This window comes from Bifidobacterium saimiriisciurei, assembly GCF_010667655.1.
Taxonomy (GTDB): Bacteria; Actinomycetota; Actinomycetes; order Actinomycetales; family Bifidobacteriaceae; genus Galliscardovia; species Galliscardovia saimiriisciurei.
The window spans coordinates 68,619-95,371 of sequence record NZ_WHZU01000002.1 but is presented as its reverse complement, the minus strand read 5'-3'; the positions used below and the strand labels follow the sequence as shown (position 1 = coordinate 95,371).

The following is a 26,753-nucleotide window of genomic DNA, read 5'->3' as shown; positions in this document are numbered from 1 at the left end:
CCGTCTTCTCTCGCGGGTTGTGGCGTCCGTCTATGCGATAATGCTGGGTATGCCGCCTATCGGATGGCGTGCGGGTTTCTTCGTCAGGGAGAGGAGTCTGTATGGGTGCCGTGACCATTCATCGTTGGGATGAAGTGGACTATGCATGGCTGGAATCACACATCAAGGCCATCGGATTCGATCTCGACACCACGTTGGCGAAGTCGAAGACGCCGATGACGTCGCAGATGGCAGAGGCGTTTTCGGAGCTGACGCATCATATTCCCTGCGCGGTGGTCTCCGGAGGCAAGTACGAGCTGTTCTCCCACCAGATCATCGCCAGGATCGGAGACATGGCCGATCGGCGGAACCTGCATTTCATGCCCACCAGCGGAACCCGGTACTATGCGTGGAACGGCGACGACTGGGAATGCCGGTACGCCCACGACCTCAGCGAACAGGATAGGGACGCCGCCATCGAATCACTCACCAGACACGCCAAGGAACAGGGGCTGTGGCTGCCGGACGACCGCATATGGGGGAACAGGCTCGAGGACCGCGGCAGTCAGATAACGTTCTCCGCGCTTGGCCAGCTCGCGCCGGTGGAGGCGAAGGAGTCATGGGACCCCGACCGCAGGAAGAAGAATCGACTGGCCGTTGCGGTCGCCGCCGATCTGCCGCAGCTCACTGTCCGATCCGGTGGGTCGACCAGCGTGGATGTGGTCGCCCGCGGCATCGACAAGTCCTATGCCATCCGTGAGCTTTCCGGCATCCTCGGCGTGGACGTTCCCCGTATCGCATTCGTCGGCGATCGCATGGACCCCGACGGCAACGACTATCCCACGGCGGTCGCCGGAGCGTATGCGATCCGCGTGTCCGGCCCCGACGACACCCTGCAGGTCATCCGTAATCTGCTGGGCGCCATCACCCGCCGCTGATACGGCACCATGCCTCCGGCGGTCCACGGCACGTTCGTCAACATCGTCTTCGTGGCTGGACCTCCCGCACCCGAATCGGGTACGGTTCGAATATGGACGACAACGAACCGGGAACCCTGCTGCGGCTGATACGTGACATCATGCTGCCGCGTGGCTGCGCCGGCTGCGATGCGCCGGACGAGCGCCTCTGCGCGACGTGCGCCGCGGGATTCCGCCGACGGGTCGTACGCGCCGTGCCGGCCACGATGTGCTCCAGCGGGCGCGTTCTGGCATGCGGATGGTACAGGGGAGGCGTCCGCAGGGCCATCCTGCGGTGGAAGGACCACGGCGACGAGGAAATCACTCCGGACCTAGCCTCTATGATGCGGGAACGTGCGCGGAACGGCGCCGTGGAACAGCTGGTGGATGCCGACCGACGTGTCGTGGTCGTGCCGGTTCCTTCATCGCCGAAATCACTGCGTCGCAGGGGACGCAGCCATGTCGTTCCACTTGCCAGGGCGGTATGTGCGCATCTGACGTCATGTGGTCTTGATGCCGTCGTCATGCCGGCGCTGTCGATTACCGGAGTACAGGCGAAATCCGTGCAGCGATCGCGGCCCGGACAGCGTGCGGCCCGGCTATCGGGGCACATCCATGTGCGAAACCCGGAAACGCTGCGTGGAGGTCAGATTCTGCTGGTGGATGACATAGTGACCACGGGCGCCACCATACGCCAATGCTCGCAGACTCTGCAGGATCATGACGCAACGGTGGTCGCCGCCATGACCCTTGCCGCGGTCGCCTATTGCGCGACGTGATTCTTGGGCAGCGCGATTTCGAAGTTGGCGCCACGCTTGTCGGGCACCACCTTGACGGTGCCGCCGTGGAGTCCGGCCGCCCACCGGGCGATGGACAGGCCGAGTCCGGTTCCTCCCGATCCGGTGCCCGGGCGTCCTGCCCCCTTGACGTAGCGACGGAAGATGTCGTTGCGGGCCTCTTCGGGAATCTGCGACCCGTAATTCACGACGTTGGTGATGATGGTGCCGAGATTGGTGTCCTCATGCACCTCGATCAGCACGGACGTGCCATCGGGGGAGTGCTTCAGCGCATTGGCGATGATATTGGTGAACAGCTGGCTGAGACGGTCTTGGTCGCCTTCCATCATGAGATGGTCGGGGACTTCGAGATGAATGGTGTGGTTGTGCCCGCCGTCCGCGATTTCCAACGGCTTGATGGTCTCATCGAGGAATCCGCCGAAATCGAAGCGCTCGACCTCAAGACTGGCCGCGCCGGCTTCGACGCGCGACATATCGAGCAGGAAGGCGATGAGGTCGGAAAGCCTGTGCGTCTGGTTGAGAATGCCTTCGAGGTTCGCGGGGGTCGGCTCCACCACGCCATCGGCCATGTTCTCCACAAGCGCCTGAAGCGCCGACACGGGGGTACGCAGCTCATGGCTCACATTGGCCACCATATCCCTGCGCATCTGGTCGGCGTGCTGCAGTTCGGCGGCCATTTCGTTGAAGGACCTGGCGAGCTGACCGACCTCGTCCCGGGAATTGGTGACGCCTTCCACACGCACGGAATAGTCGCCCTCGGCCATGGCCTCGGCGGCGTCCCTCATCTGACGCAGCGGTGCGGTGAGGCCATGCGCGAAGAAGTAGGTGATGCCTAGGGCGACGACCAGTGTGAGCGGCATGGCGATCCATCCGCTCCACCCCCATTTGAGGAAATGCCAGGCCAGCACGAACGCTATGGCCGTCGCTATGACGATCAGCACGCTGAGCTCCACCTTCAGCGAGGAGAGCATGCCTATGGGCCGGTCCCGTAGCGCACGGCGCTTCTGACGGGCGGTCTGGCTCCTGTGTTCGGACATGGTCACTTGGCTTCCGGAGGCTCGAAGGCGTATCCGACGCCATGCACGGTGCGGATGAGCTCCGGACCGAGCTTATGACGCAGCGCCTTCACATGGGAGTCGACGGTACGGGTTCCGGACGCGTCGACCCAGTCCCAAACCTCCTCAAGCAGCTTCTCGCGGGTGAGCACCGACTTGGGGCGGCGCGCCAGAGTGGCAAGCAGATCGAATTCGGTCGGGGTGAGGTGGACGGGCTCCCCCTCGAAGGTCACTATGCGCTGGGCCGGATCGATGACCAGGGTGCCGAAGTCGAGTAGCTTTTCGTTTTCGGAGTTCTTCGCGATGACCTTTGCCCGCTCGACACGACGCAGCAGTGCCTTGCAGCGGGCGATCAGCTCTCGCATCGAGAACGGCTTCGTCATGTAGTCGTCGGCGCCGGCGCCGAGGCCTATGACCTTGTCTGCCTCGTCGTCACGGGCCGTGAGAATCAGCACGGGGACCGGACGGCTGGCCACGATGCGCTTGGTGGCCTCGAGTCCGTCCATCACCGGCAGCATGATGTCCATGATGACCAGATCGGGCTTCAGCTGGGACGCCGCCTGCACCGCGCTCGCGCCGTCGCCGGCCACGCGGGCGTTCCAGCCTTCCGCGGTCAGACGCTGGGCGATGGCCGTGGCCAGCGTGGGTTCGTCCTCCACAACGAGAATCGTACGCTGCGGGGTGTGTATATCAATGCTGTTCATCGCCATTAATCCCTTTGATCCCTTGATATATATCCAATCAGATATGTCTTAGCGTATATCATACGTAAGGCCAGGATTTCAACCTGGCCTTACGTTATCAGATGAGCGATGCCCTCGTCATCGGCGATTCTATGCCTTGGGCTTGAGGAACAGGGCACCGAGTGCGGGAACGGTGATCTTCACCGAATACGGGCGGGAATGGTACTCGCCCTCCTCTGCGACGATATCGGTGTTGCTGATGCCCGAGCCGCCGTATTCCTCGGCGTCGGTGTTGAGGATCTCCTCCCACTCGCCGCCGCTGGGCAGCGGGACCTGATAGTCCTGCCATGCGCAGCCGGAGAAGTTGACCACGACCACGATCGGGTTGCCCTTGGTGTCCAGACGCATGAAGCTCAGGACGTTGTGGTCGGCGTCGTCGCTGGTGAGCCACTGGAATCCCGCGGGGTCGAAGTCCTGGCTCCAGAATTCGGGGCTCTTGCGGTACAGCTCGTTCAGGTCGCTCACGAGCTTCTGCACGCCCTGGTGGTCGGGCCAGTTCAGTGCGTTCCAGTCCACCGAGCTCTTGTAGTCCCATTCGCCGTACTGCGCGATCTCGTTGCCCATGAACGTGAGGTTCTTGCCCGGATGCGCCCACTGGTAGGCGAACAGGGCCCTCACGCCGGCGTACTTCTGCCAGTCGTCTCCGGGCATCTTGCCGAACAGCGCGCCCTTGCCGTACACGACCTCGTCGTGGCTGATGGGCAGCACATAGTGCTCGGAGTAGGCGTACATCATCGAGAAGGTGATCTCGCCGTGGTGCCACTTGCGGTTGACGGGCGTCTCGTGCAGATACTCGAGGGTGTCGTGCATCCAGCCCATGTTCCACTTGAGGCCGAATCCGAGGCCGCCCTCGCTTGTCGGCGCGGTCACTCCCGGCCAGGCGGTGGACTCCTCGGCGATCATCATGATGCCGGGGTTGCGGCCGTATGCGGTGGCGGTGGCCTCCTTGAGGAAGTCGATGGCCTCGAGGTTCTCGCGCCCGCCGTACTTGTTCGGACGCCACTGCCCGTTCTCGCGGCTGTAGTCGAGGTAGAGCATCGAGGAGACGGCGTCCACGCGCAGACCGTCCACATGGAACTCGTCAAGCCAGTAGCAGGCGTTGGCCACGAGGAAGTTGCGCACCTCGTTGCGGCCGAAGTTGAACACGTAGGTGCCCCAGTCGGGGTGTTCGCCGCGCAGCGGATCCGGGTCCTCGTACAGCGGGGTGCCGTCGAAGCGCGCCAGCGCGAAGTCGTCCTTGGGGAAGTGCGCGGGGACCCAGTCCATGATCACGCCGATGCCGGCCTGATGGAAGGCGTCGATGAGCTTCTTGAGGTCGTCGGGGTTGCCGAGACGGGACTGCGGTGCGTAGTAGCCGGTGACCTGGTATCCCCAGGAGCCGGTGAACGGGTGCTCGGCGAGCGGCATGAACTCCACATGGGTGAAGCCCATCTTCTTCACATAGGGCACCAGCTCATCGGCGAGCTTGCTGTAGTCCATCCCGATCTTCCAGCTGCCGGCGTGGACCTCGTAGATGCTGACGGGGCCGGAGTGCGGATCGGTGTTGCGACGGTGCTCCATCCATTCCTCGTCGTGCCACTCGTGCTTGGAGTCCACGACGACCGATGCGGTCAGCGGGGGAACCTGATGGAGGTTCTCCATCGGATCGGCCTTCTGCTTCCATTCATGGTTGGCGTTGAGGATCTCGTACTTGTACAGCTCGCCGGCGCCGACGTCGGGGATGAAGATCTCCCAGATGCCGGAGGAGCCCAGCTCCCTCATGGCGTGCTGGCGACCGGACCAGGAATTGAAGTCGCCGACGACGCGTACGGCGTGTGCGTTCGGGGCCCATACGGCGAACGAGGTGCCGGTGACCGTGTCGGGGGAGGAGCCGTCCGGGTCTCCCATCGCGTCGTCATAGGTGCGTACATGCGCGCCGAGCACTTCCCACAGGCGCTCATGGCGACCCTCGCCGAAGAGGTACATGTCCATTTCGCCGACGGTGGGCATGTACCGGTAGGGGTCGTCCACCAGGGCGGTGTCGCCGCCTTCGTAGGATACGCGGATGCGGTAGTCGGGGGTGGAGTAGCCTTCGCCGTCCGTGGAGGCGATGGCGGGGACGACGGCGGTGAAGATGCCGTTCCATTCATGCTCGGCGGCGTACTCCCCGTCCTCGGTCACGATGACGACGTGCTTGGCGAAGGGACGCAGGACGCGGATCGTGGCGTAGCCTTCGTCGCCTGACGCGTCGTTGAGATGGGCACCCAGCACGGTATGCGGGTCGTAGTATACGCCGTTGCTGACATCATCCAGAATCGCATGGTCGACGCTGACCGGCTGCGGGATGGTATTGTTTGTGTTGCTCATACAAACGAGTGTACGAAATGATTTCGTGAAAAACGCTTAACGACGTGTTGATTTTTTGAACGTTCAACATGTGAGCGTTCTCTTTTGGATTTCGCCCCTTCGGGCGTATATACTGAAATTTCGCTTGACCGCATCCGGAAGTCCAACCTCCATGCAATCATAAGATGTCTTCTTTAATCTATAGAGGGGCTTGATACATGACTTACCAGGTTGGCGATACCGTTGTCTATCCGCGCCATGGCGCAGCGAAGATCGAAGAGATTACCGAGCGGGAGATGAACGGCGTCAAGCGCACGTATCTCAAGCTTTCCGTGTTGTCGTCCGACGGTCTGGTGATTCAGATTCCGGCGGAGAACGTCAAAAAGGTCGGCGTGCGCGACGTCGTGGACGCCAAGGCCGTCTCCAAGGTGTTCGAGATCCTGCGCACGCCCATCGTCGAGGAGAAGACCAACTGGTCTCGCCGCTACAAGCTGAACGTCGAGAAGATCGCAACGGGCGACGTGAACAAGATCGCCGAGGTCGTGCGCGACCTCGCCCAGCGAGACGACGACGAGCATGGTCTGTCCGCCGGCGAGAAGCGCATGCTCACCAAGGCGCGCAACATCCTCACCTCCGAGATCTCGCTGAGCGAGAAGCTGAGCGAGGAGGAGACCCAGCGTCTGCTCGACGTCAACCTCGGCTACCGCGATCCCGAGCCCGGTGACGACAAGCACCATACGAAGAGCCCCAAGGAACCGGCCAGCGAGACGCTGAACCGCATCGAAGCGGAGGCCAAGGCCGCGAAGGGCAAGAAGAAGAGCACGAGGAAGTCGGCCAAGTAGTCGATGGCGGACATGACGAATATGCGCATCGGACAGGGGTTCGATGCGCATAGGTTCGCCCCCGCCGGCACGAAGCGCGAGCTGTGGCTCGCATGTCTGCGCTGGCAGGAGGACGAGCGACGGGGATGCGAGGGGGTGCTTGGCGACTCCGATGGCGACGTCGCCGCGCATGCCGTTATCGACGCGGTGCTCTCGGCCTGCGGCCTCGGTGACATCGGTGTGCTGTTCGGGGTGGGTTCCCGCAGCCGTGGCGCCGGCATGCATGGCGACGCCATGCTGGGCGCCGTCGGCGATCATGTGCGGGAGCATGGCTGGGTCATCATGAACGTCAGCGTCTCCATTGTTGGCAATGCCCCTCGCATCGGTCGTCGCCGCGACGAGGCCCGGCATGCCATGTCAAGCGCCCTGGGGGCACCGGTGAGCATCACGGCGACGACCACGGACGGCATGGGATTCACCGGCCGTGGCGAAGGCATCGCCGCCATCGCCACGGCGTTGGTCGTTCGCGGCTGAGAACGACGGTCGCAATACGTCAGCGATTGCGGAAGATGATTTTCGCAATCGCCCACATCGCCGTACTGAGCGTGACGATGACGAAGCTGGGCGGGGTGGGGAACATCGCCGAAAGCACCAGTCCGCCCCAGATGCTTACCAGGCACAGCACGCATGACACGATGATGGCGGCGAATGGGGATCTGGTGACGATGGACGCCGTCGCCGCGGGCGTGACGACCAGGGCGAAGATCAGCAATGTACCCACCGCCGGCACGGCCACGGTGATGACCCCGGCCATGATGGCCATGAACAGCACGTTCATCGCGCCGATGGGCACACCCTTGGCCCGTGCGACCTGCTCGTCCAGCGAGCTGAACAGCAGCGGCCGGTACACCAGCGACACCACCACCAGCAGCAACGCGTCGAAGATGGCGAAGCCGATGATCTGGTTGTCGGTGATGGTCAGAATGGAACCGAACAGAATGGACTGCATCTGCTGCGAGGCGCTCGAGGAAAGCCTCGCGAAGAACATGCCCAGACCCGTGGCGAACGCCAGCACGGTGCCCGTGGCGATTTCGCGCTCGGAGACCTTCTTGCCCAATGCGCCGATGACCAGCGCCCCGCCCAGTGCGAACGCACCCAGACCGAGCGAAACGGGCAGTCCGAGCAGGACGGCTCCGGTCGCGCCGGGGAGACCGATGTGCGCCAGCGCATGGGCCGCGAACGTCGAATGCCGTGTGATGGTGAAATACCCCATGATTCCTGCGGCGACGGCGATGAGCAGCCCCGCCTCGATGGCATTGACCATGAACGGCGCCGTGAGGACGCTCATCCATTCGGGGTCGAAAGCGAACTGTGTGGTCATCGGTCCATCTCCTTGGCCTTGGTGCCTGCGGTATACGCATCGGCATGGGTTTCGTTGCCCTGTGCGCCGCCATGTTCATGGAAGTGAGCGGCCTCGCGCACGTCATGGGTGTCCTGAAGGCGTTCCTCCGGCTCGAGTTTGCGGTTCGGGGTCACGAACATGTCTCCCTGGGGCGTGGTGACGACCTCCACGCGTGTGCCGTAGAGGTGCGTGAGCAGGTCGGAGTCAAGCACCGAGCGGATGGGGGAGTAGTGCGGATGTCCGTCGAGCAGATATATGGCTCCGGTGAGGATGGGCAGCAGCATGTTCAGGTCATGTGCCACGACCTCGATGGTCATGCCCCATTCGCGGTTCAGACGGGCGAGCAGCTCCACGACCGAACGCTGGCTGGCGATGTCGAGATTGGCCAGCGGCTCATCGAGCAGCAGCAGCTCGGGACCGCATGCCAGCGCCTGCGCGATGGCGGCACGCTGGCGCAGGCCGCCGGAAAGCTCGTTGAGCCGGTAGTCGGCCTTGTCGGCGAGCCCGACGAATTCCAGAACCTCCTGCGCACGTTGCTTTTCCTTCGCGGAGACGAGATGGATGCCGAACTTCGTGCCCGTCAGGCCCAGTATGACCGACTGCCGTGCGGTGATCGTCGAGTCAAGGCCCGAAGTGTAGGTCTGCGGCACGTAGCCGATGCGCTGGTTGCTTTGGCCCGCCGGCCGTCCCAGCACCGTGATGCCGCCCTGGGATGTGGGGATCAGGCCGAGCTCGGCATCGAGCAAAGTGGTCTTTCCGGCTCCGTTGGTGCCGACCACCGCGGTCACGGTCCCGCGTGGAATCGCGAAGTTTCCATGCGACCAGATGAGCCTGCCGCCGCGTCGTACGGCGGCATCGTGAAGCACGACGGCATCGTCGTGGGCAGTGGAAGAGGTCATGATGCATCATCCCTGTTCAGGTAGGAGTATGGCGATATTGCTAATGAGAATAGTAATCAATATTCATGTGTTTCGTCCACTCCGCCGTGTTGCGGCCCAAACGCGTGGCGCCCGTGGCCCACGGATATGACCGCAGGTCACGGGCGCCTTGAGCCTGTTTGGGTTTTGCCGTTCGTCCCGGCCGGCCGGAACTACTTGGAGCCGCCGTCCGATGCCGAGGATGACGGCTCCGGTGTCGTCGCTGCCGACGTGGCGTCGGAGGCCAGGGCCTTGTCGAACTCCGTGACCAGCGCATTCATCCAGTCGACCAGGTTGTCGTAGCGCTCGGGGACCTGCTCGGTGACGTCCACCACGGGGACGTCCGACTTATGGGCGGTGCCGGTGATGAGATTGGTGGTGTCGGACGCCTCCTGCGGATTATTGATGAGCATTCCCGCCTTGTGCTTCTCCAGCAACGACTGCAGGTCCTGCACGTCGGCGGGCGCGGGTTCCCCGCCATTGAGCATCGTCTGGGCGTACTGCTTGGGCGTGACGTCCTTGACGTCCAGGTCGCTCATCAGATAATAGGCCACGGATTCGGTCGAGGCGTAGGTCGCTTCAGGGTGCTTCTTGGAGAACGAGTCCATGGAGGCCTCGAGCTTGTCCTCGTCCTTCTGCCATGCGGCAAGCCTCTTGGAGAAATAATCCTTGCTGTCGGGCTTGATCTTCGAGAAGGCCTCGCTCAGCTCCTTGGTCATGGCCTTGCGCGCGTCCTTCGAGAACCACAGATGGGGATTGTCCCCGTCCGATGCTCCCACGGTCGTGGCCGCCGTGACCGTCGTGGTGTCGCCGCTGACGGCCTTCGTCGCCCACTCGTCATATCCGGCACCGTTCGCCACCAGCACCTTCGCCTTCGACACGGTCGCGATATCGCTGGTCTTCGGCTCGAAGTCATGGGCGTCCACGTTGGTGGATCCGAGAATGGAGGTGACGCGCACCTGGTCGCCGCCCACCTCCTTGGCGAGCATGCCCCACTGGTTGATCGACGCGACCACGGCGATCGGGTCGAACTGCGCGGTCGAGCCGGAACCCTCCTCCGTCGACCGGGTTCCCGATCCGCAGCCCGCCGACACGAGAACGGCCGCGCATATCACTGCCGCCGCCGCGCCCCGCATGCGTGCCGCGGCATTCCACATGGTGAACAACGTCATAACAATCAACACCGCCTTCTGCTGCCGGCCCGGGAAACCGTTCGGGAACATCCTCGTCGCATCCCCGAATATGCGTTCGCATAATATCGTTCATCGGGCTGTTTTCACGATAGCCTATGATGCGGAGTATCGAATCCGGCGACACGGAAGGACATTTACGGATATGGCACAACGTTTGGATGGCAAACAGGCCGCCGCGGCCATCAAGGCCGAACTGGCCGAGCGCGTGGCGAAACTCAAGGAGCAGGGCGTGACCCCGGGGCTGGGGACGCTGCTCGTCGGCCATGACGCCGGCTCGGTGAAGTACGTCGCGGGCAAGCACCGCGACTGCGCCGAGGTGGGCGTCGCATCCATCGCCGAGGAGCTTCCCGAGGACGCCGGCTACGAGGAGATCGCCGAGGCGGTCCGCAGGCTCAACGAGAACCCCGCATGCACCGGATTCATCGTGCAGCTGCCCCTGCCCAAGGGCATCGACGAGAACAGGATCATCGACCTCATCGATCCCGCCAAGGATGCGGACGGCATGCATCCGTACAACCTCGGCGAACTGGTCCTCCACCCCCGCGGCGAGCTGTCCACCCCGCTTCCCTGCACCCCGCGCGGCGTCGTGGAGCTGCTGTCCATGAACGGCATCGACCTGAACGGCAAGCATGTGGTAGTGCTCGGCCGCGGCATCACCATCGGGCGCACCATCGGACTGCTGATCGGACGCAAGGAGATCAACGCCACCGTCACGCAGTGCCACACCGGTACGAGGAACGTGCATGAGCTGATGCGGCAGGCCGACGTCATCGTGGCGGCCATGGGCAGCGCGCACTTCGTCAAGCCCGAGGACGTCAGGCCGGACGCCGTGCTCGTCGACGTCGGAGTCAGCCGCGTCACCGACCCCGAGACCGGCAAGTCGAGGATTCTCGGCGACGTCGATCCAGCCGCCCGCGAGGTATGCGGCGCCTATACACCGAACCCCGGCGGCGTCGGGCCGATGACCCGTGCCATGCTGCTGCGCAACGTGGTCGAGATCGCCGAGCGCTCGCTCTGAGTCCGCGACGCCGTCAGGCGGGCAGTCCGGTGGACTGTCCGTAGGCGACGCCGAGGCGACACCACGGAGCCGAGGTATGCAGGTTGTATGAGGGCGTGTCGTATCGCGACACGCCCGAATTCCTTATACCCCTTTTGACCATGCCTGGCGTTACTCTTGAAACTTGCGTGTACGGGAGTATGCGTGCATAACTGAATATCGAGTAATTATCCATCCATCTATTGAGAAACCATATATTTACATGGCAGAGAACAACACTGAAGCCACCAAGGTTGCCATCAACGACATCGGCACCGAAGAGGACTTCATCAAGGCAGTCGATTCCACCATCAAGAACTTCGATGATGGTGATCTGGTCGAAGGTACCGTCGTTAAGATCGATCGCGACGAGGTGCTCCTGGATATCGGCTACAAGACCGAGGGTGTGATTCCCTCCCGCGAGCTTTCCATCAAGAAGGACGTCGATCCTGACGATGTCGTCGAGGTCGGCGACACCGTCGAGGCCCTTGTCATCACCAAGGAAGACAAGGAAGGCCGTCTGATTCTGTCCAAGAAGCGCGCCCAGTACGAGCGCGCCTGGGGCGATGTCGAGAAGATCAAGGAAGCCGATGGCGTTGTCGAAGGCACCGTCATCGAAGCCGTCAAGGGCGGCCTTATCGTCGACATCGGCCTGCGCGGCTTCCTGCCCGCCTCCCTCGTCGAGATGCGCCGCGTGCGCGATCTGGCCCCCTACATCGGCCAGAAGATCCAGGCCAAGATCCTGGAGCTCGACAAGAACCGCAACAACGTGGTCCTGTCCCGTCGCCAGTACCTCGAGGAGACCCAGTCCGAAGTCCGCGAGACCTTCCTCTCGCAGCTCAAGAAGGGTCAGATCCGCGAGGGTGTCATCAGCTCCATCGTCAACTTCGGCGCCTTCGTCGATCTCGGTGGTGTTGACGGCCTGATCCACGTCTCCGAGCTTTCCTGGAAGCACATCGACCACCCGTCCGAGGTCGTCAAGGTCGGCGACAAGGTCACCGTCGAGGTGCTCGACGTCGATCTCGACCGTGAGCGCATCTCCCTGTCCCTCAAGGCGACCCAGGAGGATCCGTGGCAGCGCTTCGCCCGCACCCACGTTCCCGGCCAGATCGTCAAGGGCAAGGTCACCAAGATCGTCCAGTTCGGTGTGTTCATCTCCGTGGACGACGGCATCGAGGGCCTGGTGCACATCTCCGAGCTGGCCAACCGCCACGTGGAGAACCCGGAGACCGTCGTCAAGCCGGGCGAAGAGGTGTTCGTCAAGGTGATCGACGTCGATCTCGATCGTCGCCGCATCTCCCTGTCCCTCAAGCAGGCCAACGACTCCGTTGACATCTCCTCCGAGGACTTCGACCCGGCTCTGTACGGCATGCCGGCCGAGTACGACGAGCAGGGCAACTACAAGTACCCCGAAGGTTTCGACCCGGAGACCAACGAGTGGATCGCCGGCTACGAGAAGCAGCGCGAGGAGTGGGAAGCCCAGTACGCCGCCGCCCACGACCTGTGGGAGCAGCACAAGGAGTTCGTGGCCAAGGAGCTCGAGAACGCCGAAGCTTCCGCCGCCGCCGACGGCCAGGGCGAGCCGAAGGAAGAGAAGGTCGAGGAGACCTCCAACTACTCTTCCGAGAGCACGTCCGAAGGCACTCTCGCCGATTCCGACCAGCTTGCCGCCCTGCGCGAGCAGCTGCTCAACGAGAAGAAGTGAGCCAGCCTTCAGCGTTGACTGACTGAATGAGAAACCCGGTTGTCATTACCCATGGCAACCGGGTTTCTCTGTAGACTGGCAGATGTAGACAGGGAAGAACGGAGCGGTTCGGCAAGGCGATGATGCGCTGTCGTCCGGCATCCGGAAGGGAGCATGCATGTTCACACGTGTCGGTCTGACCGGTGGCATCGCCGCGGGGAAAAGCACGGTTGCGTCGCGATTCGTCGATTTGGGCGCCTATGTCATCGATTACGACAAGCTCGCCCGTGACGCTGTCAGGAAGGGCAGCGAAGGACTCGCGCAGATCATCGCGTGTTTCGGACGCCATGCCCGCGGAAGGGACGGGGAGCTCAACAGGCAATGGATGGCCGACCATGTGTTCGGCGATCCCGGGCGGTTGCGCGAGCTCAACCGCATCGTCCATCCCATCGTGTTCCGTGAGGCCGGCAGACTGGAGTACCAGTGGATCGATTCGCATCCGGAACCCAAGGACGGCACGCGGCGCCTGGTCATTCATGACATCCCCCTGCTGGTCGAGACGTCACGCTGGGACTACTTCGATGCCATCATCACCGTGGAGGCCCCCGAGGAAACGCGAATCCGGCGCATGGTCAGGAACCGTGGCATGACACGAGCCGCCGCCGAGGCTCGCATCCGTAACCAGGCGACGCAGCAGCAGCGCTTCGACATCAGCGACTACGTCATCGATTCCACAAAGCCCATCGAACAGATGTTCGAGGATGTTGATAGGCTGTATCGCGTACTGACGCATCCGTCATATTAGTTCGCGAACAACCGGCCGCGGAATCCATGCGGCACGGGGCAAGGTGGGGCAATGGGATACAACATCGAACGCATCGACAAACCTTTTGTGGTCAAATCGCCCTATAAGCCAAGCGGCGACCAGCCCCAGGCCATCGAGGAGCTCGCCACGCGCATCGAGAACGGCGAGAACGATGTGGTGCTCATGGGCGCCACCGGCACAGGAAAGACCGCGACGACGGCCTGGCTCATCGAGCGTCTTCAACGGCCGACGTTGATTCTCGAGCCGAACAAGACGCTTGCCGCGCAGCTGTGCGCGGAGTTCCGCGAGCTCATGCCCGACAATGCCGTCAGCTACTTCGTGAGCTATTACGACTACTACCAGCCCGAGGCGTACATCCCGCAGACCGACACCTACATCGAGAAGGACTCGAACATCAACGACGACGTGGAGCGCCTGCGCCACGCCGCCACCGCCAATCTGCTGACGCGAAGGGACTGTGTGGTGGTGGCCACGGTCAGCTGCATCTACGGTCTGGGAACCCCGGAGGAATACGCCGGCCGCATGCTGTTCCTCGAGGAAGGGCAGGAGATCAACCGTGACGACCTGCTGCGCAAATTCGTCGACATGCAGTACAAGCGCAACGACATCGCCTTCACGCGAGGCACGTTCCGCGTCCGCGGCGACACCGTTGAAATCATCCCCGTCTACGAGGAACTGGCCATCCGCATCGAATTCTTCGGCGACGAGATCGACCGCATCTCGACGCTGCATCCACTCACCGGCGACGAGATAGCGCACGAGCCGCAGGTGCACATCTTCCCCGCATCGCACTATGTGGCCGGTCCGGAGCGCATGGAACGCGCGCTCAAGACCATCCGCGAGGAGCTCGACGAGCGTGTGGCGCAGCTGAAGAAGCAGGGCAAGGACCTCGAGGCGCAGCGACTCACCCAGCGCACCACCTATGATCTGGAGATGCTCACGCAGATCGGCGTCTGCCAAGGCGTGGAGAACTATTCGCGGCACTTCGACGGCCGCGCCCCCGGAACGCCGCCGCACACCCTGCTGGATTTCTTCCCCGACGATTTCCTGCTGGTCATCGACGAATCCCATGTGACCATTCCTCAGATCGGCGCCATGTACGAGGGCGACGCCTCACGCAAGCGCACGCTGGTCGAACACGGGTTCCGGCTGCCCAGCGCCATGGACAACCGACCGCTCAAGTGGGACGAGTTCCTCGAACGCATCGGCCAGACCGTCTACCTCTCCGCCACGCCGGGCGACTACGAACTCGGTCTTTCCGACGGCGTGGTGGAGCAGATCATCAGGCCGACCGGCCTCGTCGACCCGAAGATCGACGTGCGTCCCGTCGAAGGGCAGGTCGACGACCTGCTTGGCGAGATCAAGGACCGCGTGGCCAGGAACGAACGCGTGCTGGTCACCACATTGACCAAGAAGATGGCCGAGGACCTCACCGACTATCTGCTGGAACGAGACATCAAGGTGGAGTATCTGCATTCCGACGTCGACACGCTGCGTCGCGTCGAACTGCTGCGCGAGCTGAGGGAAGGCAAGATCGACGTGATCGTCGGCATCAACCTGCTGCGCGAGGGACTCGACCTGCCGGAGGTCTCGCTGGTGGCGATCCTCGACGCCGACAAGGAAGGATTCCTGCGGTCATACCGCTCGCTTATCCAGACCATCGGACGCGCCGCCCGTAATGTGTCGGGCACGGTCATCATGTACGCCGACCACCGTACCGACGCCATGACCAAGGCCATCAATGAAACCAACCGCCGTCGCACCAAGCAGATCGAATACAACAGGGAGCACGGCATCGACCCGAAGCCGCTGATCAAGAAGATCAGCGACGTCAACGACATGCTCGCCAAGGAGGATGTCGATACGCAGACCCTGCTCGAAGGCGGCTACCGCAATGCGAACAAGGCAGGAAACTCCCATCTCGGCGTGCCGCCGTTCAACGCGGACGAAGCCGACAAGCGGCACAGGGAGATTCTTGAGGCCGGTCTGCCCGCGCAGGATCTCGCCGACCTCATCCGGCAGCTCAGCGAACAGATGCACACCGCGGCGGAGCAGCTGCAGTTCGAGCTCGCCGCCCGACTACGCGACGAGATCCGCGACCTGAAGAAGGAGCTGCGACAGATAACCGAAGCGCAGAAATAGCCGTCGGAGGCCCGACGGGGTAGTATCGATTGCGGACGGCCGCGTGGCACAGACTATCTGCACCACGCGGCGAGCCGGGAGACGACGAGCAAAGGAGCATCATGGTGGCCAAGGACAACCGGACGGGTCGCGATTCGCGTCTGGGACGCATCGCCTCATATGCGGTGGTGGTCGTTCTCGCCGCGGCGATGCTGGTGTTCGTAGGCGTCAGATACAGCTGGTGGCTGTCGCTGATACTGCTTGTCGTCATGGTTCCCGCCGGTCTTTCCACGTTGTACCTGAACCTCCACCCGGAACGTACCGGCGGTCGCAGCATGCTCGGTGTGTCCGACGCCTCGACGCTGCTCGACCCGTTCAGGGGCGGCAGGGGGACCGCGCAGAGCCGCCCGTCTTCCGAGGAGCGGTCCTCCGATCGCCGGTCCGACGGCATATAGGAAGTCGCGGGGCCGACGGCTTTGTAAAAAAACGTCAGAATTTCCATACCGGTTTCTGCGCCGTCACGAATCTTCCGTATAGTGATGTCACATGGCTGAGACTCCACTGTGGTTTATGGTGAGCACGTTCGTCGTGCTCGCCGTGTTCTTTATCATCGATCTGTTCGTCATCGGACGGCGTCCGCATGTGCCGTCCACCAGGGAATGCGTGCAGCACATCGCGTTCTTCGTCGTCATGGCGCTGATTTTCGGCGGCATTGTATGGGGGGTCGCCGGAGCCAAACCCGCCATCGAGTTCTATTCCGGCTGGCTCACCGAATACTCGCTGAGCATCGACAACCTGTTCGTGTTCGTCATCATCATGGCCAACTTCGCCGTGCCCAAGCAGCTGCAGAAGTTCGTTCTGTCCATCGGCATCACCATCGCGCTGGTGCTGCGTGGCATCTTCATCCTGCTCGGCGCCGCGATCATCACGCGGTTCACCTGGGTGTTCTTCCTGTTCGGCGCGTTCCTGCTCGTCACGGCGTTCAAGCTCGCGTTCGGCAAGGACGACGACGAGGAATACCACGAGAACGCCCTGATCTCCACGCTGCGCAAGGTCATCCGCATCTCCGACGAATATGACGGAGAACGTCTGCGCACCACGAAGGACGGCGTGAAGTACTGGACCCCGATGCTTATCGTGTTCCTCGCCATCGGCACCACCGACGTCATGTTCGCCTTCGACTCCATTCCCGCGATCTTCGGTCTGACCAAGGATCCGTTCATCGTGTTCACCTCGAACGTATTCGCTCTCCTGGGCCTTCAGCAGCTGTACTTCCTGCTGGGCGCACTGCTCGACAAGCTCGTCTACCTGCCGGTGGGCCTTTCCGTCGTGCTCGGCTTCATCGGCGTGAAGCTCATCATGGAGGCCCTGCACGCCAATACGCTCCCGTTCATCAACGGCGGCCAGCCCATACATGCCGTGCCGGAGGTGCCCACATGGCTCTCGCTCGCCGTCATCGTCGTGTCCATCGGCACCGCTGCCCTTGCCAGCGTGCTCAAGATGCGCAAGATCGACGCCCAGGTCGAAAAGGACTGATTCGGCGCCATCCTCGGCCTTTGGGCCCTCGCCCCGTCACGCGGTATCCGCGGACGGGGCGTTTTGCTATTGTTATCGTGTCCAATCCTGACCGACCGTCCGCGTCCTGGCGTCCATTGCGCGTCATCAGGTGTTCATGCAACACGCCGTCGCGGTTATCAATCAGGTCTTGAACAGCTAGTAAGCTAATCCATGGCAACAGCGGGGACGTTCCCTGATCCCCGTCCGTCTAGAAGGAATAGGCAGGCAATATGCGTAAAGCCAAGATCGTAGATACCATCGGACCCGCCACCGAGTCTCTCGAGAACATCACCAAGCTCGTCGAAGCGGGCATGGACGTCGCTCGACTGAACCGCTCCCATGGCACGCCCGAGGATCATCTGAGGGTCTACAACAACCTCCGCGAGGCCGGCAAGACCGTTGGTCGCAATGTCGCCGCCCTGGTGGATCTGCAGGGCCCGAAGATTCGTTGCGGCTGGTTCAAGAAGAACGCTGAAGGCGAAGACAAGGTCATCCTCAAGGAAGGCCAGGAGTTCGTCATCACCACCGACGACATCGAAGGCGACGAGCACATCACCTCCACCACGTTCAAGGGCCTGCCGGGCGACTGCCACCCCGGTGATCCGATCCTGATCGACGACGGCAAGGTCCGCCTCGAGGTCACCAAGGTCGAAGGTAACAACGTCCACACCAAGGTCGTCGTGGCCGGACCGGTCTCCTCCCACAAGGGCATCAACCTGCCGGGCGTGGCCGTGAGCCTGCCCGCCCTGACCGAGAAGGACGAGGCCGACCTGCGTTGGGCCATCCGCACCGGCGCCGACATCATCGCCATGTCCTTCGTGCGTTTCGCCTCCGACATCGACCGCGCCCATGAGATCATGGACGAGGAAGGCCGCCGCATCCCGATCGTCGCCAAGATCGAGAAGCCGCAGGCCCTCGAGAACCTCGAGGACATCGTCAAGGCCTTCGACGGCATCATGGCCGCCCGTGGCGACATGGCCGTCGAGTGCCCGCTGGAAGAGGTCCCGCTGGCCACCAAGCGCATCATCGAGCTGGCCCGTCAGTACGCCAAGCCCGTCATCGTGGCCACCGAGGTCCTGGGCTCCATGGTCCACTCCCCGGTTCCGTCCCGCGCCGAGGCCTCCGACTGCGCCAACGCCGTGCTTGACGGCGCCGACGCCACCATGACCTCCAACGAGACCGCCGTCGGCCAGTACCCGACCGAGACCGTGGCCACCATGTCCCGCATCTCTGGCTACGCCACCGAGCACGGCTTCGACCGTATCCCGGAGCTCAAGAACCTCGACATGTCCAAGTCCGGCGCTGTTTCCTCCGCCGCCGTGGATCTCGCCGACAAGCTCAACGCGAAGGCCATCGTCGCCTTCACGCAGACCGGTGACACCGTGCACCGTGTCTCCCGCGAGCGTCCGGCCGCCCCGATCTACGCCCTGACCGCCAACGAGCACACCTACCACTGGCTGGCTCTGAGCTGGGGCACCGAGGCGTTCCTGCTCGACAAGGACTACCACGACATGACCCGCAAGGAAGTCATGGCCCTCACCGACGCCACCCTGAAGGCCGCCGGCAAGGTCGAGGACGGCGACCACATCGTCGTGCTCAGCTGCTCCCAGGGCGATCACAAGCCGGGCAGCACCGACTCCATCTACGTGCACACCGTCGGCCACAAGGCCTGATTCCGTGCATCGGATTGATGTCGTCGTCGCCGTATGAACGGTGACGACAAGAGGCCTGCCTGCGTGTCCTTGAGACACGCAGGCAGGCCTCTTGTGTTTGTCAGAACCATGAACATGGTGTAATGTACATCTGGTGCCGCCCCGGTATCCCAATTGGTAGAGGAGACAGCCTCAAAATCTGTACAGTGTGGGTTCGAGTCCCACCCGGGGCACGGATATCGACAGGGCCGGAAATCCAATGTTTCCGGCTCTGTTTCGTATTCCATGACGTGGTGAAACACGCGAATTCCGTGCAATCGCCGGCGGATGCTATTCTGATACACTTGCAACAGGAAAAGGCAACTAGAATTCCGTAATTGGAGACATATCGGAGGCGTCCCCTCTGTCCGTCCATGACGGGTCGAACAGAAATGCCTCTCTGCCGTGTCTTCTTACAATGGAGTGAAGTGTCACCCGTATTCAATCAGTTGAAAGGGTCGGAAATGGCAGACATTGACGTTGATGGAATGGTCGACGATTCCAAGGGTCGCACCGTAGTCGTGGCAGAGGACGAGGCCCTTATTCGTCTGGATATCGTGGAGTCGTTGCGTGGCGCCGGATACGACGTGGTCGGTGAGGCGGCCAGCGGCCAGGAGGCCGTGGACCTCGTCAAGGAGCTCGTGCCCGATGTGGTCGTCATGGACGTCAAGATGCCCGGAAAGGACGGCATCACCGCGGCGAAGGAGATCGCCGAGGAGAATCTCGCTCCGGTCGTGATGCTGACGGCGTTCTCCCAGCAGAATCTTGTGGAGAAGGCAGCCGACGCCGGTGCCATGGCCTATGTGGTCAAGCCGTTCGTTCCCGAAAAGCTGTTCCCCGCCCTTGAGGTCGCCATCAGCCGTTTCGACCAGATGAACGCGCTGCGTGACGAGGTCTCCGACATGAAGGCGCGTTTCGAGGCCCGCAAGCGGGTTGACCGTGCCAAGGGCCTGCTGATGGAGAACATGGGTCTGACCGAGTCCGAGGCGTTCCGCTGGATTCAGAAGACCTCGATGGACCGCCGACTCACCATGCAGGAGGTCGCGGACGCCGTCATCGAGCAGGTGCAGGGCTGAGAGCAGGTCCATGGTTCTGTCTTCGCAAAACACGATAGCGGGGGAGGCGACGGCAGAAAAGACACTGCTCGTCGTGGACGGCCATTCCCTGGCCTTCCGGGCGTATTTCGCCCTCCCCGCCGAAAACTTCACCACATCCTCCGGCTTCGCCACCAACGCGGTATGGGGCTTTGCCAACATGCTGACGCGTGTCATCCTCGACAACAAGCCCACGCATGTCGCCGTGGCCTTCGACGTCAAGGGCGGCACGTTCCGCAATGAGCTGCTGCCCCAGTACAAGGGCACACGCGACGCGGCGCCGGAGGACCTGCTTCCGCAGATACCGGTCATTCAGGACATGCTCCGCGCATTGGGTGTCACCTACATCGAAAAGCCGGGCTTCGAAGGCGACGATGTGATTGGTACGCTGGCCTCCATGGGGGAGAGGTCCGGCTTCCGTACGCTCGTGCTTTCCGGCGACAGGGATGCGTTCCAGCTCATCGACGACTCGATCACGGTGCTGTACCCCGGCCATCATTTCAAGGACCTGCGTCATATGACGCCGCAGTCGGTCGTGGACAAGTACAAGGTCACGCCGCAGCAGTATCCCGATCTGGCGGCGTTGCGCGGCGAGACGGCGGACAACATTCCCGGCGTCCCCGGCGTGGGCGACGGCTTCGCGGCCAAATGGCTGAACCTGTACGGCTCGCTGGACGGCATCATCGAACATGCCGAGGAAATCAAGGGCAAGAAGGGCGAGGCCCTTCGGGAGAACATCGAGCAGGTCAAACTGAACCGACGGGTCAACGCCCTGGTGCGTGATCTCGACCTTGGAGTCGACATCGGCGAACTGGTGCTTTCGCCGCCGAACATTACGGCATTGGACAACCTGTTCACGAAGCTCGAATTCGGTCCGCGTACGAAAAGCCGCGTGCTCAAGGCGTTTCCCGACGGATTCGAGGACGAGAGCCTGAAAGCCGCGACGGACGATACGGTCGAGGACGATTTCGAGGATCCGCTTGTCGACGTTCTCGACGGTTCGACCGACGTGGAATCCTCCGTGCGCGCGTGGGTCGACGAACACATTGCGACCGGCGCGGATCGGCAGGATGCGGACCCGTTCTGGGTGCTGCATGCGGAAGGCACCACCCGGTACGGTGTGAGCACGCTGAAATCCCTGACCCTTCTGGCCCCCGACAACCATGCCGTCGTGCTGGAGGGCGATTGGCCGTCCCTGGTCTCGGACGTCGTCGCTGCCTTGGCGGCCGCGCATGCCGACGGACTTGCCATGCACGGGTACAAGGAGCAGTCCCATCTTCTTTCGGCGGCCGGCATCGAGGTGCCGCTGCCATGGTTCGATACGCAGCTGGCCGGATACCTTGTGGAATCGGATTTCCATCCCGATTCGTTGGATGCCGCCGCCGAGCATTTCCTCGACCTGCATGTCGAAGAGGAGGAGACCTCGTCCCAGGGCGAGCTGTCGCTCGATCTGGATGATGACTCCGATGACGGCGATGCCACGGCCGCGAAGATCCCGGCGCATCATGCGGCGTGCGTGGCCGCGCTGGTCCGGCATCTGCGACCGATGACGCTCGACCGCAAGCAGGACGACATCATGCGCAGGATCGAGCTTCCCGTATCACGGGTACTGGCCGGCATGGAATCCGTCGGCGCGGCCGTGGATGAGGGCCGGCTCATCGGCATGCGTGACCGGTTCGCCACGGAGGCGCGCGACGCCCAGGAACAGGCGTGGCAGGCCGCCGGCAGGCGCATCAACCTGCAAAGCCCCAAGCAGCTGCAGGCCGTACTGTTCGACGACATGCAGCTTCGCGGGACACGCAAGACCAAGACCGGCGGATACACCACCGACGCCGCAGCACTCCAGGAAATGGTCGTGCGCAACGTCGGCAACGAACGGGCGACCACATTCCTCGTGGCGCTGCTGAGGCATCGTGAGACCAACAAGCTCAAGCAGATCGTGCAGAGCCTGCTCGACGAGGTCAATCACGATGATGGCCGCATCCACACCACGTTCGAGCAGACCGTCGCCGCCACGGGACGTCTGAGCTCCGCCGCCCCGAATCTGCAGAACATTCCCAACCGCAACGCGGCCGGTCGTGAGATTCGCAGCGCGTTCGTGCCCGGCGAAGGATTCGTCTCCCTGCTGAGCTGCGACTACTCGCAGGTGGAGCTGCGCATCATGGCGCATTGCTCCGGCGACGAGTCGCTGATCGAGGCGTTCCGTTCGGGAGCCGACTTCCACCGGTACGTGGCCTCGCTTGTCTACGAGGTTCCGATGGATGAGATCACCGGCGACCAGCGCTCCCACGTCAAGGCGATGAGCTATGGCCTCGCATATGGTCTGAGCACGTATGGACTGGCCCAGCAGCTGAAGATCTCCCCGGCCGAGGCCGACGTGCTCAAGGAGAAGTACTTCGCCACGTTCGGCAAGGTCCATGACTATCTCGAGGGACTCGTGGCCGAGGCCAAGGACAAGGGGTATACGGAGACGATGTTCGGACGCCGCCGGTATTTCCCCGGACTGCGGTCCACGAACCGACGGGTCCGCGACGCGGCCGAACGCGGAGCCCTCAACGCTCCCATCCAGGGGTCGGCGGCCGACATCATGAAGCTCGCCATGATCAAGGCGGATGCCGAACTGCGTGAACACAACATGCGCAGTCGCATCATCCTGCAGATTCACGACGAACTCGTGCTGGAGGTGGCTCCCGGCGAAAGCGAGCAGGTCACGGTGCTGATTCGCGACGCCATGGAACACGCGGTGGATTTGGACGTGCCGCTGGACGTGTCCACTGGCATCGGCGACGACTGGCAGCTTGCCGCGCACTGATTCCCGCAAACCCATAGCCGGTCGCACCGGCCTTAAGGAACTTAAGGAAGGATTCCCATGGTTGATTCCATCGATGTGAAGCAGGTCGTGGACGTTCTGGAGACACTGTATCCGCTGCGTTATGCAGAAGATTGGGACGCTCCGGGGCTGATCGTGGGAGATCCCTCATGGCCGGTGCGCAGAATCCACTGCGCGGTCGACCCGACACCCGAGACCGTGGATGAGGCGATCGCCTCCGGCGCCGGCATGCTCATCACCCACCATCCGCTGTTCTTCCGGTCGGTGCATGAGGTCTCGGGCCTTGGATTCCGCGGCGACATCGTCAACCGGCTCATTGAAAACCATTGCGCCCTGTGGGTGGGGCACACGAACGCCGATTCGGCCCATCGCGGCACCGCCCACGCATTCGCCGACCGACTGGGCCTGGTCGACCAGCGGCCGCTCGTGCCCATCCATGATGAACGCAGCAAGTTTCCTGTCGGCCTTGGTCGTGTGGGAACACTGCCCGAGACCATGGCCCTTCGTGATCTGGCCCGTCGCGTTGCAGAGCTTCTGCCGAAGACGAACATGGGCGTGCAGGTGGCCGGAGAACCGGACGCCCCGGTGCGACTCGTGGCCACTCTGCCCGGTTCGGGGGATTCGCTGTTCGATGAGGTTCGTGCCAGCGGCGCCGATGTGTACATCACCAGCGACCTGCGTCACCATCCGGCCACCGACGCCTGGCAGCAGGCACGATATGAGGCCCGTCTGCGCGAGCGGGGCCATCAGGTCGGTTCCGGCGACGGAACGCCTCGGCCCGCGTTGATCAATACGCCGCACTCCGCCATCGAACGCTCTCTGTTCCATTATCTGGTGGACGATGTGCGGGACGCCATCGAGCGAACCTGCGGCGTTGCCATGCCGGTCACGTTGTCCCAGATCAACACCGACCCGTGGAGCCTGCATCTGGCATAGGATTCCGCATCATCGACGGCTTTCGAAATGGACGATGCCTCTCTCCCAGAAAGTCCGGAAGAGAGGCATCGCGTTATTGATCGAACGTAATATCGCTCGGCCGAATCACTTGTTCAGACGGGTGAGCTTCAGTGGGTCGAGCACGTCGTCGAGGATCTCCCTGCGCACCACGCCTTCGTCCACGGCGACGTCATGCACGCTGCGGCCTTCGGCAAGGGCCTTCTTCGCCAGACGCACGGCCTCCTCGTAGCCGACGTATCCGTTGAGCGACGTGGCCAGCGAAGCGCTGTTCGTGGCGCGTGCCAGGCCGATCTGCTCGTTGACCGTGATGCCCTCCACGCAATTGGTGCGCAGGGTATCCATGGCGTGGGCGAGAATCGTGATGCCGTCGAGCAGCGAATGGGCGATGACCGGCTCGAAGGCATTGAGCTGCAACTGGCCCGCCTCGGCGGCGCAGCTGACCGTGGTGTCCATGCCCATGACGGTGAACACGCTCTGGTTCACGCATTCGGGAATCACCGGGTTGATCTTGCCTGGCATGATGGAGGAGCCGGCCTGACGTGCCGGAATATGAATCTCCACCAGACCGGCCTGCGGGCCGCTGGTCAGCAGGCGAATGTCGTTCGCGATCTTGCCGAGATGCACGGCCAGGCGCTTTATCTGCGACGACGTATCCACGAAGTCGGCCATGTCACTGGTCGCGGCGACCGCATCCTCGGCGGCGGTGACCGAAACACCGGAGACGCTGCGCAGCTCCTTGGTCACGAGGCCGCGGAACCTCGCGTCCGCGCAGATGCCCGTGCCGATGGCGGTGCCTCCCAGATTCACCACGGACAGCCTGGCGATCTCGGCGTTGAGCTTCTTCGCATCGGCGGCCAGCACGGTGTGGAAGGCGCCGAACTCCTGGCCGAACGTCATGGGGACGGCGTCCTGCAGCTGGGTGCGGCCGAGCTTCACGATGTTCTCGGTGCGGTGGGAGAGCGCGAGGAACGACATGGCCAGGGCGTCGCAGCTGCGAATCAGCGTGCGCAGGGCGAAGACGAGCGACAGGCGAACCGCCGCGGGATAGGTGTCGTTCGTGGACTGCGACTTGTTCACCGTGTCGTTCGGATGAATGACCGAGTAGTCGCCCTTCTCGTAGCCGCCGATCTCGAGCGCGCGGTTGGCGATCACCTCGTTCATGTTCATGTTGGTGCTGGTGCCGGCGCCGCCCTGCAGCACATCGACGGGGAACTGGTCGTTGAATCCTCCGTCGTAGATGTCTCGGCAGGCGGTGTCGATGAGACGGCCCTGCGTCTTCGTGATGCCGCCGAGTTGCACGTTGGCGCGGGCGCACGCCTGCTTGACGAGTGCATATGCCTGGATGAGCTCCGGGTGGCGGCTGACCGGCACGCCGGAGACGGGGAAGTTCTCGATGGCGCGCTGCGTGTGGATTCCCCAGTACGCGCTTGCCGGCACCTGCAGTTCGCCGATGCAGTCATGCTCGGTCCGCGTGGCGTCGGCGGTGGTCGCGGTGGTGTGTACTGGTGTCAGAATCGCAGCGGTCATGGTGTTTCTCCCTCATGGTCCGGTCGTGTCAGACCCGAATCGGTCTGTGCTGTCGATGTTTCGTTGCTGCCGTTGGGTGGCTGCAACAACAGTTCATGACCATACGCAGCGCATTCGTATCGTACAAGAGCACCACTTCCTTGAATTAACATAGGGAAAACCTATGCGATATAGGGTATCGCTCATGAAAACGTTGCAATCACGGCAAAACCATGACGGTGGCCCTCAACGGTCGTCGTCCCAGAGCGGCCAAAAAGGTAACATGACCGTAACACAGCTTCAGGCGTTCTACTATGCGGCCACACTGGAATCGTTCACCGCGGCGGCCGACTATCTCGGCATGACCCAGCCGACCGTTTCGGAGCTTGTGCGCAAGATCGAATCGACATATGGACTGCCGCTGTTCGTGCGCGGCGGCAGGCGGCTGGTGCCGACAACCGCCGGCCGAACATTGCTGCCTTGGGCAAAGCGTCTGCTCGACGGCATGCTCGGGGCCGAGACCGCCATGAACGCCCTGCTCACCGGTGAGGGCGGCACCGTCTCCTTCGGCATTCTGCGCAACGCCGGGTATTACGGGCTTTCCGGTCTGGCCGCGGTCTTCTGCCAGGCCCATCCCAACGTCCATCTGCGGCTCGTCGGGCAGAACTCGTTCGAAGTGGCCGACGCCGTACGCGACGGCGAGCTCGAAGGCGGTCTGCTCTGCCTTCCCGTCCCCTCGGACGGTCTGGAGATCGTTCCGCTCATGCGCCAGCAGATCGTATGGGCCAGCTCCAAGCCGGAACGATGCGCGAGGCCAATGCGTGTCGAGGACATTCCCAAGGAGCCGTTGATCCTCTACGACGCCCACCATGGATGGCACGACCCCTCCAGGCGGCAGCTCGCCCAGCAGGCGCAGATGAAAGGCGTGACGCTGGAGCCCATCATCGAAATCGAAACCGTGGGTGCCGCCGTCGACCTCGTGGCACACGGGCTGGGGGACACCATCCTGCCTCGCGCCGTTACCATGGACAAGGACTTCCCCACGTCGATCTACACCACGACGTTCGAGAAACCCATCTACGACACCTTCGCCCTCGTCACGCGCAAAGGCTGGGAGCTTTCCCCGATGGCCGGATACATCGCCGACCTCGCGGTCTCCATGCTGCTGTCGACGGCGGTGACCCGTGACGAGATCCTCTACGACGGGCCGGTGAAGCCGTTGGCAGCGTGATGACTCGCTTCACGCGACGCCCGGTGTCCGAG

The 26,753-nt window shown here is 62.8% G+C and carries 22 protein-coding genes and 1 tRNA gene; 16 read left to right on the top strand and 7 right to left on the bottom strand.

Features of this window, described 5'->3' with window-relative positions:
* Positions 1 to 101: 101 nt before the first annotated feature.
* Together GFD18_RS01585 and GFD18_RS01580 are read left to right on the top strand one after the other, a co-directional pair.
* Positions 102 to 917, top strand: coding sequence for an HAD-IIB family hydrolase (locus GFD18_RS01585; protein WP_163199739.1), 816 nt, complete (start codon positions 102 to 104; stop codon positions 915 to 917).
* Between the two features lie 92 nt (positions 918 to 1,009).
* Positions 1,010 to 1,714: a ComF family protein gene (locus GFD18_RS01580; RefSeq protein ID WP_163199740.1), complete on the top strand. Its 705-nt coding sequence runs from the start codon at positions 1,010 to 1,012 to the stop codon at positions 1,712 to 1,714.
* Here the strand turns inward: GFD18_RS01580 and GFD18_RS01575 are convergent.
* The 3 genes from GFD18_RS01575 to glgB form a co-directional block, all read right to left on the bottom strand.
* Positions 1,699 to 2,769 carry a sensor histidine kinase gene (locus GFD18_RS01575; protein ID WP_163199741.1) on the bottom strand — a complete coding sequence of 357 codons (1,071 nt, stop codon included), beginning with the start codon at positions 2,767 to 2,769 and terminating at the stop codon, positions 1,699 to 1,701. The two genes, GFD18_RS01580 and GFD18_RS01575, sit on opposite strands and share 16 nt — an antisense overlap.
* 2 nt (positions 2,770 to 2,771) lie before the next feature.
* Entirely contained in the window at positions 2,772 to 3,491 is a 720-nt protein-coding gene (locus GFD18_RS01570; protein ID WP_163199742.1) for a response regulator transcription factor, read from the bottom strand.
* 129 nt (positions 3,492 to 3,620) lie between these two features.
* Positions 3,621 to 5,876: a 1,4-alpha-glucan branching protein GlgB gene (gene glgB, locus GFD18_RS01565; protein WP_163199743.1), complete on the bottom strand. Its 2,256-nt coding sequence runs from the start codon at positions 5,874 to 5,876 to the stop codon at positions 3,621 to 3,623.
* Between the two features lie 197 nt (positions 5,877 to 6,073).
* Here glgB and GFD18_RS01560 point away from each other — a divergent pair, with 197 nt between their 5' ends.
* Positions 6,074 to 6,697, top strand: coding sequence for a CarD family transcriptional regulator (locus GFD18_RS01560; RefSeq protein ID WP_100511183.1), 624 nt, complete (start codon positions 6,074 to 6,076; stop codon positions 6,695 to 6,697).
* Positions 6,698 to 6,718: 21 nt separating this feature from the next.
* Positions 6,719 to 7,210 (top strand): 2-C-methyl-D-erythritol 2,4-cyclodiphosphate synthase, encoded by a 492-nt coding sequence (gene ispF / locus GFD18_RS01555; protein ID WP_163199832.1) that lies wholly within the window; start codon positions 6,719 to 6,721, stop codon positions 7,208 to 7,210.
* A gap of 19 nt (positions 7,211 to 7,229) precedes the next feature.
* On the opposite strand, the gene GFD18_RS01550 is transcribed toward ispF, so the two are convergent.
* From GFD18_RS01550 to GFD18_RS01540, 3 genes are all read right to left on the bottom strand, one after another.
* Entirely contained in the window at positions 7,230 to 8,057 is an 828-nt protein-coding gene (locus GFD18_RS01550) for a metal ABC transporter permease (protein ID WP_163199744.1), read from the bottom strand.
* Positions 8,054 to 8,977, bottom strand: coding sequence for an ATP-binding cassette domain-containing protein (locus GFD18_RS01545; protein ID WP_163199745.1), 924 nt, complete (start codon positions 8,975 to 8,977; stop codon positions 8,054 to 8,056). Before GFD18_RS01545 ends, GFD18_RS01550 begins: the two co-directional genes overlap by 4 nt.
* 191 nt (positions 8,978 to 9,168) lie before the next feature.
* Positions 9,169 to 10,167, bottom strand: coding sequence for a metal ABC transporter solute-binding protein, Zn/Mn family (locus tag GFD18_RS01540; protein ID WP_225432846.1), 999 nt, complete (start codon positions 10,165 to 10,167; stop codon positions 9,169 to 9,171).
* A 163-nt stretch (positions 10,168 to 10,330) separates the two neighbouring features.
* On the opposite strand from GFD18_RS01540, the gene GFD18_RS01535 reads away from it, so the two are divergent.
* From GFD18_RS01535 to GFD18_RS01485, 11 genes are all read left to right on the top strand, one after another.
* Positions 10,331 to 11,206, top strand: a complete 876-nt coding sequence (locus tag GFD18_RS01535) for a bifunctional methylenetetrahydrofolate dehydrogenase/methenyltetrahydrofolate cyclohydrolase (RefSeq protein WP_163199747.1) — start codon at positions 10,331 to 10,333, stop codon at positions 11,204 to 11,206.
* Positions 11,207 to 11,447: 241 nt separating this feature from the next.
* Entirely contained in the window at positions 11,448 to 12,929 is a 1,482-nt protein-coding gene (gene rpsA / locus GFD18_RS01530) for a 30S ribosomal protein S1 (RefSeq protein ID WP_100511179.1), read from the top strand.
* Between the two features lie 157 nt (positions 12,930 to 13,086).
* Complete coding sequence (gene coaE / locus GFD18_RS01525) at positions 13,087 to 13,713, top strand: dephospho-CoA kinase (RefSeq protein ID WP_163199748.1); 627 nt, start codon at positions 13,087 to 13,089, stop codon at positions 13,711 to 13,713.
* Between the two features lie 51 nt (positions 13,714 to 13,764).
* Entirely contained in the window at positions 13,765 to 15,876 is a 2,112-nt protein-coding gene (gene uvrB / locus GFD18_RS01520; RefSeq protein WP_163199749.1) for an excinuclease ABC subunit UvrB, read from the top strand.
* Between the two features lie 101 nt (positions 15,877 to 15,977).
* Positions 15,978 to 16,310 carry a hypothetical protein gene (locus tag GFD18_RS01515; RefSeq protein WP_163199750.1) on the top strand — a complete coding sequence of 111 codons (333 nt, stop codon included), beginning with the start codon at positions 15,978 to 15,980 and terminating at the stop codon, positions 16,308 to 16,310.
* Between the two features lie 91 nt (positions 16,311 to 16,401).
* Positions 16,402 to 17,391: a TerC family protein gene (locus GFD18_RS01510; RefSeq protein WP_163199751.1), complete on the top strand. Its 990-nt coding sequence runs from the start codon at positions 16,402 to 16,404 to the stop codon at positions 17,389 to 17,391.
* Positions 17,392 to 17,642: 251 nt separating this feature from the next.
* Positions 17,643 to 19,085: a pyruvate kinase gene (pyk, locus tag GFD18_RS01505; RefSeq protein WP_100511174.1), complete on the top strand. Its 1,443-nt coding sequence runs from the start codon at positions 17,643 to 17,645 to the stop codon at positions 19,083 to 19,085.
* A gap of 138 nt (positions 19,086 to 19,223) precedes the next feature.
* Positions 19,224 to 19,297: transfer RNA gene (locus GFD18_RS01500), tRNA-Leu, on the top strand.
* A 270-nt stretch (positions 19,298 to 19,567) separates the two neighbouring features.
* Entirely contained in the window at positions 19,568 to 20,179 is a 612-nt protein-coding gene (locus tag GFD18_RS01495; RefSeq protein ID WP_100511173.1) for an ANTAR domain-containing response regulator, read from the top strand.
* 10 nt (positions 20,180 to 20,189) lie between these two features.
* Positions 20,190 to 23,009, top strand: coding sequence for a DNA polymerase I (polA, locus tag GFD18_RS01490; protein WP_163199752.1), 2,820 nt, complete (start codon positions 20,190 to 20,192; stop codon positions 23,007 to 23,009).
* 57 nt (positions 23,010 to 23,066) lie between these two features.
* Positions 23,067 to 23,963 carry a Nif3-like dinuclear metal center hexameric protein gene (locus GFD18_RS01485; RefSeq protein ID WP_163199753.1) on the top strand — a complete coding sequence of 299 codons (897 nt, stop codon included), beginning with the start codon at positions 23,067 to 23,069 and terminating at the stop codon, positions 23,961 to 23,963.
* A gap of 105 nt (positions 23,964 to 24,068) precedes the next feature.
* On the opposite strand, the gene GFD18_RS01480 is transcribed toward GFD18_RS01485, so the two are convergent.
* The gene (locus GFD18_RS01480) at positions 24,069 to 25,511 is read right to left on the bottom strand and encodes an aspartate ammonia-lyase (protein WP_163199754.1); all 1,443 of its coding nucleotides are present in this window, start codon (positions 25,509 to 25,511) and stop codon (positions 24,069 to 24,071) included.
* A gap of 262 nt (positions 25,512 to 25,773) precedes the next feature.
* Here GFD18_RS01480 and GFD18_RS01475 point away from each other — a divergent pair, with 262 nt between their 5' ends.
* On the top strand, positions 25,774 to 26,721 hold the full coding sequence (locus GFD18_RS01475) for a LysR family transcriptional regulator (RefSeq protein WP_163199755.1): 948 nt from the start codon (positions 25,774 to 25,776) through the stop codon (positions 26,719 to 26,721).
* Positions 26,722 to 26,753: the final 32 nt, after the last annotated feature.